This is a genomic window from Streptomyces sp. CA189 (assembly GCF_056428985.1).
In genome coordinates, this window is record NZ_JBWJVM010000013.1 from 79,577 (window position 1) to 95,606 (window position 16,030).

13 protein-coding genes are annotated in these 16,030 nt (G+C 67.7%); 7 read left to right on the forward strand and 6 right to left on the reverse strand.

Going from position 1 to position 16,030, the window contains the following annotated elements; translation table 11 throughout:
- Positions 1-229 precede the first annotated feature (229 nt).
- On the reverse strand, positions 230-1,696 hold the full coding sequence (locus AC061S_RS13495; RefSeq protein ID WP_478686148.1) for a membrane-associated oxidoreductase: 1,467 nt from the start codon (positions 1,694-1,696) through the stop codon (positions 230-232).
- Positions 1,697-2,123: 427 nt separating this feature from the next.
- Here AC061S_RS13495 and AC061S_RS13500 point away from each other — a divergent pair, with 427 nt between their 5' ends.
- The 6 genes from AC061S_RS13500 to AC061S_RS13525 all read left to right on the forward strand — a co-directional run bounded on the left by AC061S_RS13500 (position 2,124) and on the right by AC061S_RS13525 (position 9,688).
- Complete coding sequence (locus tag AC061S_RS13500; RefSeq protein WP_478686222.1) at positions 2,124-3,725, forward strand: ISL3 family transposase; 1,602 nt, start codon at positions 2,124-2,126, stop codon at positions 3,723-3,725.
- 43 nt (positions 3,726-3,768) lie between these two features.
- Positions 3,769-4,356, forward strand: coding sequence for an SMI1/KNR4 family protein (locus tag AC061S_RS13505; protein WP_478686149.1), 588 nt, complete (start codon positions 3,769-3,771; stop codon positions 4,354-4,356).
- A gap of 335 nt (positions 4,357-4,691) precedes the next feature.
- Positions 4,692-5,498: a nucleotidyltransferase gene (locus tag AC061S_RS13510; protein ID WP_478686150.1), complete on the forward strand. Its 807-nt coding sequence runs from the start codon at positions 4,692-4,694 to the stop codon at positions 5,496-5,498.
- Positions 5,499-5,780: 282 nt separating this feature from the next.
- Complete coding sequence (locus tag AC061S_RS13515; RefSeq protein ID WP_478686151.1) at positions 5,781-6,815, forward strand: tyrosine-type recombinase/integrase; 1,035 nt, start codon at positions 5,781-5,783, stop codon at positions 6,813-6,815.
- The gene (locus AC061S_RS13520) at positions 6,812-9,079 is read left to right on the forward strand and encodes a tyrosine-type recombinase/integrase (RefSeq protein WP_478686152.1); all 2,268 of its coding nucleotides are present in this window, start codon (positions 6,812-6,814) and stop codon (positions 9,077-9,079) included. The genes AC061S_RS13515 and AC061S_RS13520 overlap by 4 nt, the downstream gene beginning before the upstream one ends.
- 117 nt (positions 9,080-9,196) lie before the next feature.
- Positions 9,197-9,688, forward strand: a complete 492-nt coding sequence (locus tag AC061S_RS13525) for a hypothetical protein (RefSeq protein WP_478686153.1) — start codon at positions 9,197-9,199, stop codon at positions 9,686-9,688.
- On the opposite strand, the gene AC061S_RS13530 is transcribed toward AC061S_RS13525, so the two are convergent.
- Positions 9,655-10,428: a hypothetical protein gene (locus AC061S_RS13530; protein ID WP_478686154.1), complete on the reverse strand. Its 774-nt coding sequence runs from the start codon at positions 10,426-10,428 to the stop codon at positions 9,655-9,657. The genes AC061S_RS13525 and AC061S_RS13530 overlap by 34 nt on opposite strands.
- Here AC061S_RS13530 and AC061S_RS13535 point away from each other — a divergent pair.
- The gene (locus AC061S_RS13535) at positions 10,427-11,032 is read left to right on the forward strand and encodes a hypothetical protein (RefSeq protein ID WP_478686155.1); all 606 of its coding nucleotides are present in this window, start codon (positions 10,427-10,429) and stop codon (positions 11,030-11,032) included. The two genes, AC061S_RS13530 and AC061S_RS13535, sit on opposite strands and share 2 nt — an antisense overlap.
- Before the next feature lie 29 nt (positions 11,033-11,061).
- On the opposite strand, the gene AC061S_RS13540 is transcribed toward AC061S_RS13535, so the two are convergent.
- The 4 genes from AC061S_RS13540 to AC061S_RS13555 form a co-directional block, all read right to left on the reverse strand.
- Positions 11,062-11,502, reverse strand: a complete 441-nt coding sequence (locus AC061S_RS13540; protein ID WP_478686156.1) for a hypothetical protein — start codon at positions 11,500-11,502, stop codon at positions 11,062-11,064.
- Between the two features lie 471 nt (positions 11,503-11,973).
- Positions 11,974-13,470 carry an IMP dehydrogenase gene (locus tag AC061S_RS13545; RefSeq protein ID WP_478686157.1) on the reverse strand — a complete coding sequence of 499 codons (1,497 nt, stop codon included), beginning with the start codon at positions 13,468-13,470 and terminating at the stop codon, positions 11,974-11,976.
- A 208-nt stretch (positions 13,471-13,678) separates the two neighbouring features.
- Complete coding sequence (locus AC061S_RS13550) at positions 13,679-13,906, reverse strand: hypothetical protein (protein ID WP_478686158.1); 228 nt, start codon at positions 13,904-13,906, stop codon at positions 13,679-13,681.
- An 85-nt stretch (positions 13,907-13,991) separates the two neighbouring features.
- Positions 13,992-15,527, reverse strand: a complete 1,536-nt coding sequence (locus tag AC061S_RS13555) for an ISL3 family transposase (RefSeq protein ID WP_478686159.1) — start codon at positions 15,525-15,527, stop codon at positions 13,992-13,994.
- Positions 15,528-16,030: the final 503 nt, after the last annotated feature.

The following is a 16,030-nucleotide window of genomic DNA, read 5'->3' on the forward strand; positions in this document are numbered from 1 at the left end:
GCTTGCGGGGACAAGGCAACCCAGGACAAATTCGAGGGCATCCTGGACCGGACGACGAAGGACCTTCCGTACGCCTTGACCGTCGCAGGTGATTGGAGCGACTATCCCGATCTGCCTACGGATTGGGCATCGTGCGCGGTCAAGATTTCGGACACTGAGGTGTTCGGACGAGCTAAACGGTCTTTGGCGTGAGTGGCGTTCTGTGAGATCGAGTCGGTTCAAGAGCGGGTCATTGGCGGCTCACCGTACGGGTCACGCCCGCGACGATCGTCGTCGCCAGGATCCAGCCAGTGATGATCAGGGTGTACGACAACCACTGGTGCCAGCCGACAGGGGCGAATGCCGACTCCTGGCCGAAGCTGATGATCGGCAGGAGCAGGTCGAGGGTGTAGAAGACGGAGTTGAAGGCCGGCCCCTCGCCTGCCTTGACGGGGCGTGGGTGGTCCAGGCCATACGCGATCGACCCGATGGCCATGAGCGACAGCAACCAGACGGCCGCGCGCAACGGGCGGAAGCCGTAGCCGACGACGCCGTCCTGGAGGTACCCCCACAGTCGTCCGTACCAGGTGAGCGTGGTGCGCCGGCGGCGCTGCTTGGCAAGTTGGACAAGTCGGGCCGCGTCGTCGTCACCGACGTGGCGGTAGGCCGCCGTCAACTGCTCGTAGCCGTACGGCTCATAACGGTCGCCGTCCCGCTCCAGCATCGGAAGGCGCCTCTCGGCGGGCTCGTGTGGGGTGAGTACGGTGTAGGTGAGATTGCTGATGTACACCTGGGCCGGCAGCATCTTCGGTTCGAGGTTCATGATCTCTATTCGAGAACGCCGCAGATTCAGGGCACCCTCGATGCGATAGCCACCGAGCAGCCAGAGTTCACCGATGACACAGCTGCTGGCCCTCAGTGCCGTGCCGCCCGGATGCGACAGGTGGGCGTGGAGCAGGTCGAGACGGCCCGCTATGCGCGAGCCCCTGAGCTCGACCCCGCCGTGCGTACGTATGCGCCGTGCCCGTACATGGGCTCCCACGTTGAGGTTCTGTGCGTCCAGTGCGGTGCCACCGGGCTGGTTGAACTCGGCGTCCTGAACGTTGATCCGCCCGGCGATGGAGGCGCCGGTGAGTCGTACCTGTCCGATCGCGTGCATCTCCGGCGCCCACAGGTCGGCGCCGATCACGGCCTGGTTGAGCTGCAGCACCGGCTCGGAGTCGTCCGGCGCCGTGAACTGCGCCTGCTCCATGAACAACGCCCCGGAGATCTGCGCGCCGCCGAGCCGCACCGGCCCCCGCATACGGCAGCCCGTCATCCGCAGCACCCCCTCGACCCTCAAGGTCTCCGCGGTCAGGCCCGGCAGAACCGACTTGCTCAGATCGAGCTCGCGCAGCTGGGCACCGTACAGGTCGGGAACGCCGTCGAACCGGCAGTGGCCCAACCCGATGGCGGCATCGATCGTGGCGTGCTTCAGGTCCAGTACGCCGGTGATCCGCGCCCCCGTGAGCTTGAGCGCGGCGATCTCTCCCTCCTCCTGCGGAGCCTTGATGAGCAGCGCCCGCAGCACTCTCGCCCGTACGGTCCGCTCAGCGCCCCAGGCGTTGCCGAGCGCCGGATCCTCGTCCTCGGCTGCGCGAAAGTCCACGGACTCGCCTCGCGGAAAGGCCCGCCATATTCGCGCTTCCGCCGACGTCAGATCGTTGGTCTCGCTCACGCCGGGACTCTGACGTGTCGCGTTCGAGCTGTCACTTGCCGCACAGAGAACGCCATTCTGTTCGATCCCCCGCCCCGCCCGGCCAGCGCCGAGCCCGGCCCCCAATTTATCAACTGCGAGTTCATTACGATCTTCACCACCTCTCGAGCAGCGTCGAGGACCTCGCCGCGTCGTCCTCGATGCGTTCGCCCCCGCCGCGGTCTCACGCGAACAGTCCCCTCGCAATAGGGCATCGAGGCAGCACTCCACGACGGCTCCCCAAGATCTGTGCCAGAACCGAGTTTGAGCAGCGTTTGTACACCACTTCGGGTTCTGGCTCACTTTCCGTGGATCACCACGCTGAGTGACGCCCGTCGGACGGGCGGGTCCTCGGGAAGCTGCCTGAAAATGGCCCGTCCCCAGGGTGGTGTGGCTGACAGTTCGGCCTGTGGAAGAAGTAGTGCTCCGGCTGGAGGAGTTACTGTTCCCGTCGATCTCGGACGTGGCTGTGCTGTCGGTCGATGTGAACGACGAGGCGGTACGCATCGAGGCACAGAGCACGATGGCCGGGGCCGATTGCCCTGGCTGTGGAGGCTGGTCGCGGCGGATTCACAGCTCCTACCTGCGGTTTCCCGCGGATGTGCCCAGCGGTGGCAGACGGGTCGTCCTCTGCCTGCGTGTCCGCAGGTTCCTCTGTCCGGTCATCTCGTGCGGGCGCCGGACCTTCGCCGAGCAGATGTCGGGGCTGACCCGACGGTACGGCCGGCGGACCGAGCGCCTGCGGTCGACGCTGGCCGCGGTCGGCCTCGCGCTCGCCGGTCGGGCCGGGGCCCGGTTGGCGAGAGTCTTCGGCTTGTCCGTCAGCCGCAGCACGGTGCTGCGGCTGGTCGAAGCCTTGCCCGATCCGGAAGTTTCCGCCCCGCGCGTCGTCGGTGTCGATGAGTACGCGACCCGCAAAGGCCGCCACTACGGGACCGTCCTGGTCGACGTCGAAAGCCGACGCCCGGTGGACCTGCTGCCCGACCGGGAAGCCTCCAGCCTGGCCGCTTGGCTCGCGAAGCGACCCGGGGTAGAGGTCGTATGCCGCGATCGGGCGCCGTTCTTCGCCGAAGGCGCCACCGCCGGGGCGCCCCAGGCGGTGCAGGTCGCGGACAGATGGCATCTCTGGCACAACCTGAGCGAAGCCGCCGAGCGTTGTGTCGCAGACCACCGCGGATGCCTGCGGGTGCTGGCGCCAGATCCAGCCCAGACTGCCCCCGAGCTGGAGAAGTTTGAAGACCCGTCCGGCTCGCCCTGGCCAAGGGGACACCGCTTTGCCGACCGAACCCGAGCCAACCACGCGACCGTCCACGAGCTGCTGACCGCCGGACTCAGTCGGAGGGCGATCGGCCGCCAACTCCGCATGACCTCGCGCACCGTCAAACTCTTCGCCGACGCAGCCACCCCGGAGGACCTCTTCCGCGGGCAGTGGCAGGGCCGGCCGTCCAAGCTGGACGCGTTCAAGCCCTACCTGGACGACCGCTGGAACCAGGGCTGCACCAACGCCTGGACGGTATGGGAGGAGATCGTGCCACTCGGCTATCAGGGCAGCTACCAGCGCGTTCGCGCCTACTTCCGGGAGAAACGGACCTCTCCCAACCCGATCACAGTTCGGCCACCGTCACCCCGCGTCGTCGCCGGCTGGATCCTCCGGCGCCCCGAGACCCTCCCAGAGACCGACCATCTTCGGCTCAAGGCCGTCCTGGTCCACTGCCCCGAACTCGACGCCCTCACCACTCACGTCCGGTCCTTCGCCCAGATGCTCACCGAGCGCCAGGGGGAACGGCTGCCGCAGTGGCTCGATGCCGTCCGGCGCGACGACCTCCCCAGCCTCCACACCCTCGCCGCGGGCATCGAACATGACCGCGATGCCGTCATCGCCGGGCTCACCCTGCCCTGGAGTTCCGGCGTCGTCGAAGGACACGTCAACCGGATCAAGATGCTCAAACGCCAGATGTTCGGCCGCGCCGGCTTCGCCCTCCTGCGGAAGAGAGTCCTCCTGGCCAGCTGACCACCGCCACCCATAGGGTGACGGGGACGAGAGAAGATGCACCATGGATCCCCGCATACCCCGCCTGCGTCGCAAGCTGGCCGCGATCCCGTTCCAACCCCTGCGCAGCCACTCCTTCGGGGAAGAGCAACACGAGTTTCGCCTCGGTCCGAAGCTGGCGGAAGCACGCGTCGCTGCGTTTGAGGCCGAGCACGACATCGTCCTGCCCGATGCCTATCGGCAGTTCCTCACGCAGATCGGCGGCTCAGGCGCGGCGCCGTTCTACGGCCTCATGCCGCTGGAGCGGTGTTCCCTGCTGGTCATGAATCCGCGTGGAGAACCAGGGAAGCCCCGCGGCTTCGGCGGCACAGGGCCCAGGGCCCACGGACGCGATCTCTTCCTCCACATCATCGAGATGGGTTGCACTGACGTATGCGTCATCGCGGTGACCGGTCCCCTCACTGGCCGCGTCCTCGTTGGTAACGGCGACGGGTACTGGGGCCCCAACGTCTCCTCCGCCACCGACTTCCTCGACTGGTACGAACGCTGGCTCAACCACATGAGCGCCGGAGGCGACAACCGGGCCCTGGAACTCACCTCGCCTCGACTTCGCGCCCATCCAAACCGCCATCGCATGGCCTCGAAGATCTGACTCTCCGTAATCACTCCACGGAATGTGAGCCAGAACCCGAAGTGGTGTACAAACGCTGCTCAAACTCTGTTCTGGCACAGATCTTGAGGAGCGGTCGCAGAGGGTAACAGTGGTGTTCGGTTGCGAGGCTCGGGCTGGCGTGAGCCCGCGCACATCCTGCCTCCGCAGCGCGCGGGTTGGGGAACGAACGAGGACGGCGAGGTCGCGTCCATCGATCCTGGCGGGTTGGCGCTGCACCGCCCGCTGGCGGGTGCGTGGGCGGTGTGATTCGCGGCCGCCGCACCGCCTCGGAAATCCGCTCGGCAGATCGCAGCAGCACAAGGCACAGTGGCCCCATGGATGAACGAGGGCTGGACCACGACGGAACGATCGCACGCGAGGGCGCACTGGACCGAGTGCGGGCAACGTTCGTCCCCGTCGTCGATGCCGCCCGCGCTCACATCACCGAGGCGTTCGGCAGAACGCGCCTGCACAGCGCCTACCTCTACGGAAGCATTCCCCGCGGCACCGCCACCCCCGGAGTCTCCGACCTCGACCTCCAGCTCGCCCTCCACGACGAGCCCACCGAAGCCGACCGCGCTGACACCAAAGCGATCGAGGCCGTACTCGACCGTACATTCCCGCAGATCGATGGCGTCGGAATCCTGCTGACCAGCACGCGGGTTCTGCTCAGCGACGTCGAACGTCACGATGGCGGATTCTTCATCGCCTGCCTCTGCACCCCGTTGCTGGGCCCTGACCTCGCAGAACAACTGCCTCGTTACCACCCCACATCCCTACTCGCGCGGGAGACCAACGGCGACCTCGCCCGTGTGCTTCCACGCTGGCGTGCCAAAGCAGCCGAAGCCACCACGGACGCCGATCGCCGGACCCTCAGCCGTCTCGTCGGCCGTCGCATCGTCCGCACAGGATTCACCCTGATCATGCCCCGATGGGGCGGCTGGACCAGCGACCTCAACCAGTCCGCCGATCTCTTCGGCCGCTACTACCCCGAGCGCGTCGAGCAGATGCGTGTCGCCGCGTCCATTGGCCGTGCGCCCTCGCCCGACCCGGCGGTGCTCGGGACGCTCATCAACGACCTCGGCCCTTGGCTCGCAGCCGAATACACAGCCGTGCACGGCGAGAAAGCCCCGCGTCCCTGACAGGCTGCCCACGCCATGATCGACCCTCTCAGCAGCCGCTGACACTCCAGATGCCCAGCAGTGTCGATTCTTGGTTTGCGCAGATCTTGGGGACCGGTCGCAGAGGGTTACTGGAGCAGGATCATCTTGCGGAGTAGTTCGAATCCGGCTCGGCCGTAGAGCTGCCTCTTGATCCTCTTAAAAGTTACGTGGAATCTGCCGGGGTGATCATGTCTCCTCGGTGCAACCACGGACTTGGGAGATGGCTTGAGCGGCACGACGGTGCTCACGGAGAAGTGGCCGGTGTTCGGCCGGCACGAGCAGGCGGCGGCCTGGCTGACGGTCTGGACGGATCTCGGACGTGCACCGCGCACGATCGACGCCTACGGCCGGGGACTGGCCGAGTACCTGCTGATGTGCGAGCGGGAGGATGTCGACCCGGTCAGCGCGAACCGTTCCCATATCGCCATCTACGTACGGGAGTTGAGCTCGCGGCCGCACCGCCGGGGTGCGAACGTGATCTCGATCGACTCAGGGGCGGGGCTGGCGAACGCGACGATCCAGCAGCGGCTCGTGCCGGTCCGTCTGTTCTACGACTTCCTCATGGAAGAGGGGCTGCGGGAATCCAACCCGGTCGGCCGGGGGCGCTACACCCCCGGCCGACGCAGCGGCGGTCAGCAGCGCGGCCTGGTGCCCCGGCTGACGAAGCTGCCGTGGATTCCCGGAGAACAGCAGTGGCTGAGCGTCCTGGAAGTCGCCAAGCGTGAGCCGGTACGCAACCGCCTGATGCTCGCCCTGGCCTACGACGCCGCCCTGCGCCGCGAGGAGTTGTGCTCGCTGCGGACCGACGACGTCGATCCGGCCCACCGCACGCTGCGGATACGGGCGGAAACGACGAAGAACCGGCTTGAGCGGGTGGTGCCCTACTCGGCGTCGACCGGGGTGCTGCTGTCGGACTATCTCGCTCACCGCGCCCGGATCAGCCGGGCCCGTGGGCCGCTGTTCCTGTCGGAGTCGCGGCGCAATCACGCCCAGCCGCTGAGCCTGTGGACCTGGTCGAAGGTGGTCCGGCGGATCGCGCTGGGCTCCGGCGTCGAGCGGTTCTCCACGCATACCACCCGGCACCTGTGTCTGACCGATTTGGCCCGAATGGGCTGGGAGTTGCACGCGATCGCGTCTTTTGCCGGACACCGGCACACCGACTCCACCCTTCAGTACATCCACCTCTCTGGCCGGGACCTGGCCGACAAGCTGGCCCGCGGCATGGACCACATTCATGCCTGGCGAATACAGATGCTGACCACCCCGGCCAGCGCGACGACGGAGGTGTCACAGTGACCCCATCGTCGCTGGCCGCCGTCACCGAGGGCACCGACGGTCGCTGGCACTGTCCGATCGTCCCGGACCGTTACGACACGACCGCCGCGGTCCGGCCTGCTGAGGCACGGGCCGTCCTCGAACTCGGCGTGCGCAATCTGCGCCGACTGCAGTACTACGACCCGGCCGCACCGGGCTGGCGCGTGATCGCCCGACTACTGGGACCGCTCGAGGCGGTCAATGCCGCACTCGACTCGTCGCCCACTCCGCACCGCCGGCGGGCCATGCTCGACGTGATCGCCCTTCTGCTGACGCACAGCGCGGAGACCGGCCGGACCTACTGGGGCTGGACCACGCAGGATTGGACCCGTCTACTCGGCCGCAGCCAGGCCGAGTTCCGTCAGCACGCACCCGACTGGGCCGGGGACGAAGTCCGCCCCTACCTCGCGGCGCACGCCTACCTCCTCGGGTCCTTCAATGAATTCCACAAGCTCGGCAGCTTCCAACGCCTCACACTGTCCTGGCGAATCTTCGGACGCGACCGCGTCACCAGCGAGATCACCCGCATCCGCACCGTCCTCCGTGCCTGGGGCTATCAGCTGGGCCAGGACGAGGACACGCTGCTGCCGTCGGTCGCCTGCCAGCTGTTTCTGCTCAACCGCAGCCCGCACCTCGAAGACATGGACACCGCGCTGTTCGACCGGGTCCGCCGCGAACAGCTGCTGGAGGGCTCCCAGCTGAACACCTTGCACGCTCTGCAGCGGGCGGTCGCCGCGCTCGGCTTCTGCGATCCACCACTGCAGAGCACCGGCCGTCACTCGGCGCGGGCCACCGGCGGAGCGGAGGTCTGGGAGCAGTGGGCCGACCGCTGGCACGACACCTCCACCCTCACCCCGCGCGTCCGTGGCAGCATCCGCTCCACGCTCCTGCGGATCGGCCGGTGGATCGCCGCCGAACAGCCCGACGTCGCCGATCCCACGGGCTGGACCCGGCAGACCTGCGCGACTTGGATCGCCGCACTGGACCGGATGAAAGTCGGCGACTACGTCCAGCGCACGGTTGGCCTCAAGGACCGGCTCGGCAAGCCGCTGGAGGCGCCCACGAAGGCCGGACAGATCACCGCGCTGCGGACCTTCTTTCGGGACTGCCAGGAATGGGAGTGGCTGCCCCGCCGCTTCGACCCACTACGCGCTCTGGCGATCCCCCGCAGCATCACCGCCCTCCTCGGACCCGACCCACGGGTGATCGCCGACGAGGTCTGGGCCAAGCTGTTGTGGGCCGGCCTCAACCTCGATCCCGCGGATCTTCCGCAGACCCGGTCCGGGCACTTCTACCCCTTCGAACTGGTCCGCGCGGTCACGCTGACCTGGCTTTTCTCCGGTCAACGTAGCAACGAGATCGCCCGGTTGAGACTGGGCTGCATCCGTTGGCAGCACGATGGGAACTCGATCGCGGGCGACTCGCAACAGGTGCTGGCCCGCGACGCGGTCTGCCTGCTCGACGTCCCAACCCACAAGACCGGCACCGCCTTCACCAAACCGGTCGACCCGATCCTCGGTCAGGCCATCGACGCCTGGCAGGCCGTCCGCCCGGACCAGCCGAAGTTCACCGACCGCCGCACCGGCGAGCACGTCGAGCTGCTGTTCGCCGTCCGCGCCCGCCGCGTCTCCACCAGCTACATCAACAACACGATCATCCCGATGCTCTGCCGCAAGGCCGGCGTCCCGGACGCCGACGTCCGCGGGAACATCACCAGCCACCGAGCCCGGTCCACCATCGCCAGCCAGCTCTACAACGCCAAGGAACCGATGACGCTGTTCGAGCTGCGAGCCTGGCTCGGACACCGATCGCCACAATCCACCCAGTATTACGCGAGGATCACCCCGAACGCTCTGTCCAAGGCGTACTCCGAAGCGGGCTATTTCGAGCGGAACGTCCGCACCATCGAGGTCCTCGTCGACCGCGACGCGGTCGCCTCCGGCGCCGCCGCGACCGGCGAGCCCTGGCAGCACTACGACCTCGGACACGGCTACTGCACCTACACCTTCTTCGAGCAGTGCCAACACCGCATGGCCTGCGCGCGCTGTGACTTCTACGCACCCAAGGACTCCACCAAAGCCCAACTCCTCGAAGCCAAGGGCAACTTGCAGAAGATGGCCATCTCGATCCCACTCACCGAAGACGAGCAAGCAGCCGGTCACCGACGGCCAGAGCGCGCTCGACCGCCTCCTCGACAGGCTCGCCGACACCCCCACCCCGGCCGGACCAACACCCCGACAGCTTGACGTCCCAACGAACGCCACTGTCTTGCCCATCGTCGCCGTCCGGCAAGGCAGCGCAGGCCCAGCGTCACGCTGATATCGGAGTGCGAACTGGCTTGGGAGAGTGTCACAGTCACTGTCGTGACCTTGATGGACGTACTCGTCGGCTTCTCCCGCACTGGCCGGATCGGGCCCCTGAACTGCGGAATGACTCTGGCTGAGGCTGAAAACCTCCTCGGCCCAGGGCGCCCGCACCCCGCCCACATCATGAAGGGGCCCGATATCGACGGCTACCCGTACTCCTGGGGCGGGCTGCGGCTGGTGGTCACTCAGCGGGCCATCAGCGGGATCTGGATCAACCTCTGGCCCGGTGCGACCGCCAAACTTCCGCCGCTCGTCCTGCCTGATTCCGAGTCGTTCGAGGCCACCGTCCTCCGCGAGGAGCTGATCGCTGCCCTCGACGACGCTGGCTGCCTGCATGCGGCCAACAGCGCCCTCACTTTCGGCGAGCAGTCCAGCCTCATCACCCAGCCCGCTGACGTCTGCGCGGTCTTCAGCCTGCCCGGACGGGACAACCAGGTGCCGCACCGTGATCGGCACTACCTCGACGTGATGCACAAGCACACGGCTTGACATCGCTGATTCCACAGAATGATGCGGTTGACGGCGCCCTCGATGCTGCCGGAGCTCCAGTCGAGAGTGAGCCCGGCTGTCACGGCGTCGAGGTCTCGGAGCAGGTGGAGTGCGAAGCCGGTGAGGCCGGGTAGCTGGCTGGCGTCGACTGCGTCGATCCAGGTGGGGAGTGTGGAGCCGAGGCGGTCGGTGAGTATCTCTCCGAAGTCGCGGACGTGTCCGGCGGCCTTGTCCAGTGCGGGGCAGCGGGCCAGGACCTCCTTCAGGCCGGCCCAGTCTTCCTCGGTCAGGGCGGTGGGGCCGGTCACCTGCCGCTCCGTCGGCGGCCGGGGTGGCGCCCCGGACGGAGCGCCGCGCAAAGTGGCGATGTGCGCGCGGACCATGCCGTAGGTGAGGGGAGCGTGCTCGGCAACCAGCTCGCTCTGCAGTCGGGTGACGCTGGTGCATCCCGCGGCGAATCGCCGCTCCAAGTAGGGCTTGTAGGGGTCCAGTCTGCTGAGCCGGGGCCGGTTCTCGCGGAAGGTGTCCTGCCAGCGCGCGGCGTTCGCGTACCGGAGCACGGTGTTGAGACCCCAGCCCAGGTGCCGGGACTGGGGCTTCACGAACTGCGAGTGGAGGGGCAGCTGGAGGTACGGCATCGGACTGGATGGGTCCGAGAGCAGCAACACGAACAGCGAGTGGCGCTTCGAAGGGCGCCACGTCGGCGGGGCGTACGAGGTCGCGTTCCTTTGGTCTGGCATGAACCCCCAGCACCGCCAGCAGGACCAGTTTCTGAACTTCTGGATCTCCGACTGCAAGATCGAATTCGACTCGGGTGACGCGTTCCGGTTCGACCGGGGCGGGTTCATCGTCGTCACCGGGGGGAGTTGGATCATCAAGGGAGAACGCCCCGACGGCGGCGTCTCCCGGTACTTCAACTTCCCGGTGGCCGGCCACGCCGACTCCGTGCAGCATCTCACCGTCCGCGGGGCGCGCTTCGAGCTCCGCAACGCCACCAGCCAGGTCATCCGATCCCGCTGGAACGGCGGGCACATCACCTTCAGCGACTGCAGTGACACCGCGCTCGGATTCAAGCCGCACTCGAAGGACTTGATCGGCCACGAGTACGACTTCACCGCGGGTGCGCCGCAGGTCCGCTACGAGCAGTGTGACCTCGTCGGCCGGCACCGCATCTGGGCAGGATCGGCCGATATCGGGCGGGGCGGGATCGTCTACGACCAGTGCTCGCGCAAGACCCACCGTGTGGTGGGTGCCTTCCTCGACACCGCCGGGGCCGGCACGAAGCCGCAGATCGCCGACCTGAACATCGAGCACCGCGCGGACGCCGACGGGTTCACGCCCTGAGGCCTCGCCTGTGGTCGGGCCCTGGACCGCTACTGGGCGGGGTGGGCATCGAGCCACCGACTCAAGTCATGGGCCGAGCCCAGTACGTCCGGCCTGTTGGTCACCCTGTCCTCACCCACCGCGATTCCGCGCTCCATCTTGTCGATCAGCGCGTACGCCTCCGTCCAGAACGCCGGGCCGGCCTGGTTCGCGTTCATTGCCTTCCGCAGCTCCCGAGCGGGCTCCATGACGGCGAGCATCTTGGCCCAGCACGCCCCGGCTTCCTTAGGACAGCCGTTGGTCACGTTGAACGTGGTGACGGCGTCCTTGAAACTTGCCGTGGCCGTGCTGATGCTTGCAGCACTGGGAGTCGGCGGCGCCTTCGTTTCGGCGCCCGCCTCTCCCCCACATCCCGACACGGTCACTGCGGCCACGATGGCGAACGTAATGCTCGCGGCGGCCCCCCACCCCTTGATCATGGCGCCGATCATGCCACGGCCCTGCCCGGGGCCGTGGCTGTGCGATTCAGCCGCTGGCGTTGGCCGAATCACGATCCGCCGCGTGGGTCAGTTCCGGCACCAGGTGCTCGAGGAAGGCATCCTTCAGCGTCCCGAGCGTGGGAGCCGGGGCCGTCGACCAGCCGCAGGCGCACACCGCGGCGACTCCACCTACAGCGGGGTAGTGGCGGATGGTAGGCCGGTGCTGCGCCCAAGCACGGCTGTGGTCGGGGCACGCATAAGAGCGCCGGCGCCCGGTCCGGCGACTCCCTTCCACCCGACGGGCCAGGGGGCCACCCAGTCGAAGGCGAGGCTGGTGATCGTCCACCGGTAGGGGTGGCCGGAGCCGTCGAGCAGGGTGTGGGTGCTGCCGCGGCGCAGGTGCTTGATTACTGGCGGGAGGGGGATATTCCGACTGTGCACTATTCCCCCTTTGGCCAGTAGCCCGTGGCTCTTGGCAGCCTCTCAGGCGACGGTCGCTGGGGTGTCCCGCAGGGTGACGTTGGCGTGGCTCTCCTGGAAGCTCTGGTCCGAGACCAGGGTCAGCCGGGCTGCGGACTGGAATTCCGGAAGAGTGGAGGAGCCGCAGGAGACCATAGTGGTCTTGAGTTTGGCGATGGTCAGGGCGAGCCCTTCGTTGAGGTCGCCGGCGTAGGGGACGTAGCCGTCGACGCCTTCCTCGAAGATCAGCCCCTGGCCGCCCTGGCCGTAGCGCTGCCAGTTGCGGGCACGGTTCGAGCCCTCTCCCCAGTACTCCTTCACGAAGCCGTCCCGGGTGGCGAGTTTCGCGCCGGCTGCCTGGTCGAAGCGGGCGAAGTATCGCCCCATCATGACGAAGTCCGCTCCCATCGCCAGAGCCAGGGCCACGTGGTAGTCGTGCACCAGTCCGCCGTCGGAGCAGATCGGCACGTACTCGCCGGTGCGATCGCGGAAGGCGTCCCGGGCCGCGGCGACGTCCAGCACCGCGCTGGCCTGGCCGCGGCCGATGCCCTTCTGATCGCGGGTGATACAGATGGAGCCGCCGCCCACGCCGACCTTGACGAAGTCCGCACCGGCCTCGGCGAGGAAGGTGAAAGCTTCTCCGTCGACCACGTTGCCGCCGCCGGCCGGGATCTCCGGGTAGTGCTTCTTCACCCAGGTCAGGGCTTGCGCCTGCCAGTCGCTGTAGCCGTCGGAGGAGTCGAAGCACAGTGCGTCCGCGCCCGCCTCCAGCAGGGCGGGGACGCGCTCTTGGTAGTCGTGGGTGTTGATGCCCGCGCCCACGCGCAGGCGCTTGGCGGTGTCCACGGCCTGGTTCGGGAAGCGCTTGTTGTCCGTGTAGTCGGACCGGAACACCAGATACTGCAGGTGGCCCTCGGCGTCCAGAACGGGGAGGCAGTCCAGCCGCTGGTCCCACAGCCGCGCGTTGGCCTCGGAGAGCGTGGTATCGGCACCGGCGTGGGGCAGGTCGGCGATGGCGGTCATCCGACCGCTCACCGGTCCGTCGAGGTCGTGGCGTTGGGGATGGAAGTCGCGGGAGGTCACCAGGCCGAGCAGGCGGCCGGCGGCGGTGCCGTCGTGGGTGACCGCGGCAGTGCTGTGACCGGTGCGTTGCATGACGGCGACCAGGTGGCTCAGGCTGTCGTCCGGGCGGACGTTGGTGTCACTGGTGACGAACCCGGCCTTGAAGTTCTTCACCTGGCGGACGGCTGCGGCCTGGTCCTGGATCGACTGGTTGTGGTGCAGGAAGCTCAGACCGCCGTTGCGCGCGAGCGCGATCGCGAGTTCCGGTGTGCTGACAGCCTGCATGATCGCGGACGTGAACGGGGAGCCGAGTTCGATTGCCGACCGCTCGCCCACGATGTGCCGCACCAGGGGCGTGGACAGGTCGACCGTCGCGGGCGAACAGTCGGTCCGGGTCCGGTTCGGCAAGAGCAGAAACTCGTTGAACGTCCTTGAGACCTCGGCGATGATCTGTGCCACTCGTTCCTCCTGACCCGTCGACCGGGGCCCGACGGCCCGGCCGTGAAGACCGCTCCGTGTCCCAAGACCCGGGCAGGCAGGTGCCGGCATGGCAGCTGTGGAGGTGCCACGAACTGCGGCAGAGCCCTGACCAGCCCGTGTTGAACCGAGTGCGGTCGTGACCTGACACCCTATCGACTGTCCCGCCGTTGCACGAATCTTCCCCTCGTCACCGGCGACCGCCGGTCGGGGGTGGCTCCTTCTGGTCCTCGGCGCGTGTTGCGAGGTACTCGGCCCAGTCGCGTCTGGCGTAGGCGACCCAGCGGATCGCGGTGTGGCGGTGCATGCCGGTCAGGTCGGCGAGGATGGGGCTGGGGAGGTCGGTGGCGAGTGCGGCGAGGGCGGAGTTGCGGGCCGCGCGGACCGAGATCCCGTGTCGGTTGAGCTTCTGCGTCATGGCGTGGGTCGAGATCGGCTTCCCCGGGACCGGGACTGTAAATCGAACGGCTCTGTCTCACATTCGGTGGTGACAGAGGGTGGTGCTATCCGAGGAGGATGCGGTGCCGGAGCAGGGTGAAGCCTGCTCGTCCGTGCATCTGGCGGGCCATCCGCTTGGTCTTGGTGTTGATCCCCTCGGTCGGGCCGATGCTATACGGAAGTGTGACCGCGGCGATCACAGCGTCGCGGTCTCGCTCAAGGCCGCGGGCGAAGGCATGGAGGTGCGGTAGGTCTGCAGTACGGATCTCGGCGATCCAGTGATCGAGCGCGCCGGCGTTCTCGGGCTGAGGCTTCAGAAGCTGGGCGAAAGTCCGGACGGCGGTGGCCAGGTGGGTCATCTCGGGGCAGGCAGCGGTCAGCTGGTCCAGGAGATCGCGATGTCCGGTCTTGAGGTTCTCGGGCCTGGTCAGGAGTATCCGGGCGAGTTTGCGCGGCGAGATGTGGCTGCGGTCGGCGTCCGCGCGGCCTTGGTTGATGTACTTGTGCAGGAGGTTCAGGTAGCCCGTGAAGCCCAGGGCTTTGATCTCTTCGAAGAGGTACTTGACGGGGACGCCAGGGTCCTCGGCCCGGCGTTTGCGTAGATGGTCGCGGTAGGGGTCGACGAGGCTGGCGCGGTACTTGGGGACGCGGAGCATGCGCTCGGGCCGGTCGGCGCGGGCATAGCGTTTGACGGTGTTCAGGGCCAGTTCCAGGCGGCGGGCGCATTCGAGCAGGCCCACGCCCTGGTCGAGCAGACCGTGGACCTGGTGCCAGCGTTCCAGGGTGGTCTGGGCGCGGGGTCCGTCGTAGATGGGCGCGTCCAGTACGGTGGCCCAGCAGGTGCTGTGGGCCTTGACCTCGCTCAGGGCGGCTTCGCACAGGTTGTGCCACAAATGCCAGCGATCACCAACCTGCACCGCATCGGGCAGGGCGCGACGGATGGCCTCGGCGTAGGTCGCAGAGCCGTCCCGGCACACGATCTCGACGCCCGGATGCTCGCGCAGCCAGGTCTCCAGGGTGTCGGCTGTGCGGTCGGGCAGCACGTCGATCCGCTCATGGGGCTCGGCGTCGATGATCACGGTGGCATAGCAGTGCCGCCGGCGCAGAGCGAAATCGTCGACGCCGATCACGCGAGGCACCCGCCCGGTGGGCAACGCAATACGCAACAGGGTGCGCAGGGCAGTGTGATGCGACAGTCCCATGGCGAGTATCGCCAGCAGCCGTGCCGCTGCCTGGCCCGCTAACTCCTTGACCAAGGCCTTGACTTGCCTGGTCAAACGGGCTGTGCGCCGCTGGTATCGCTCCAATATCCCGGGCACCTGCTCGCGGAAGGTGTGGCGGCAGCCGCGCGTGGGACAGACCAGACGCCGCACCCGTACACGGACCACTACCCGCCGCCCGTCCACCGAGACATCGGCCCCCGTCCGCAGGTGATAGCTATGCACACGGCCGGACGGCGCCCCGCAGCCCGGACACGGCACCGAGTCCTCCGGAGTCCGGGCCCGCACCATAATCCGCTCGACCTCGTCGGTCACGTCCTCGGTGACCAGCGGCGACAGCCCCGAGAACACCACATCTACAAGCTCGTTGACGTTCCGCATGTCATGCCAGCGACGAACCAGCACCCTCCGTTACCACCGGATGTGAGCCAGAGCCGTTCGATTGACAGACCCCCGCCCGCCGGTCTTCAGCGCTCTCACGGGACGTCGCCCGCCCACGCCCACGGACCGGCCGGGTCATCATCCTGGGGCCGTAGTCGGCCCGGCCGCCCCGGCCCGTACCTGCCCAGCGGCGTGATCAGCAGCGCGCCCGTGGTGGCCTGGTCAGGCGTCCAGCCGTGACGTCGAGCACCTGGCTGCGATCCCTCGCTTCCATGTCAGGTGTGTACTGGCACGCCCATGTCAGCTGGCCGTCCTTCTGATTGGCCCCGGACGGCAGCAGTCTGGCCACCTCGTGACCGCCATGATCACAACCGCTGCCCGGCCTGGGCAGGTGGCAGCCATCCCACCCTCGCTGACGCCCATTCAGTGCCACTGCCGCACGCATTCACACATGTGCAGCCCTGGGCGTGGCCGGTCTGCACGTTGCTATCGGTCGCTCGGTG

What these genes read in the sequence shown, in the direction of transcription:
- AC061S_RS13505 (WP_478686149.1), top strand. Translation starts at nt 3,769, where the DNA reads ATGGATCCCCGCATACCCCGCCTGCGTCGCAAGCTGGCCGCGATCCCG.
- AC061S_RS13510 (WP_478686150.1), top strand. Translation starts at nt 4,692, where the DNA reads ATGGATGAACGAGGGCTGGACCACGACGGAACGATCGCACGCGAGGGC.
- AC061S_RS13535 (WP_478686155.1), top strand. Translation starts at nt 10,427, where the DNA reads ATGAACCCCCAGCACCGCCAGCAGGACCAGTTTCTGAACTTCTGGATC.
- AC061S_RS13530 (WP_478686154.1), bottom strand. Translation starts at nt 10,428, where the DNA reads ATGCCAGACCAAAGGAACGCGACCTCGTACGCCCCGCCGACGTGGCGC.
- AC061S_RS13540 (WP_478686156.1), bottom strand. Translation starts at nt 11,502, where the DNA reads ATGATCGGCGCCATGATCAAGGGGTGGGGGGCCGCCGCGAGCATTACG.
- AC061S_RS13550 (WP_478686158.1), bottom strand. Translation starts at nt 13,906, where the DNA reads ATGACGCAGAAGCTCAACCGACACGGGATCTCGGTCCGCGCGGCCCGC.
- AC061S_RS13555 (WP_478686159.1), bottom strand. Translation starts at nt 15,527, where the DNA reads ATGCGGAACGTCAACGAGCTTGTAGATGTGGTGTTCTCGGGGCTGTCG.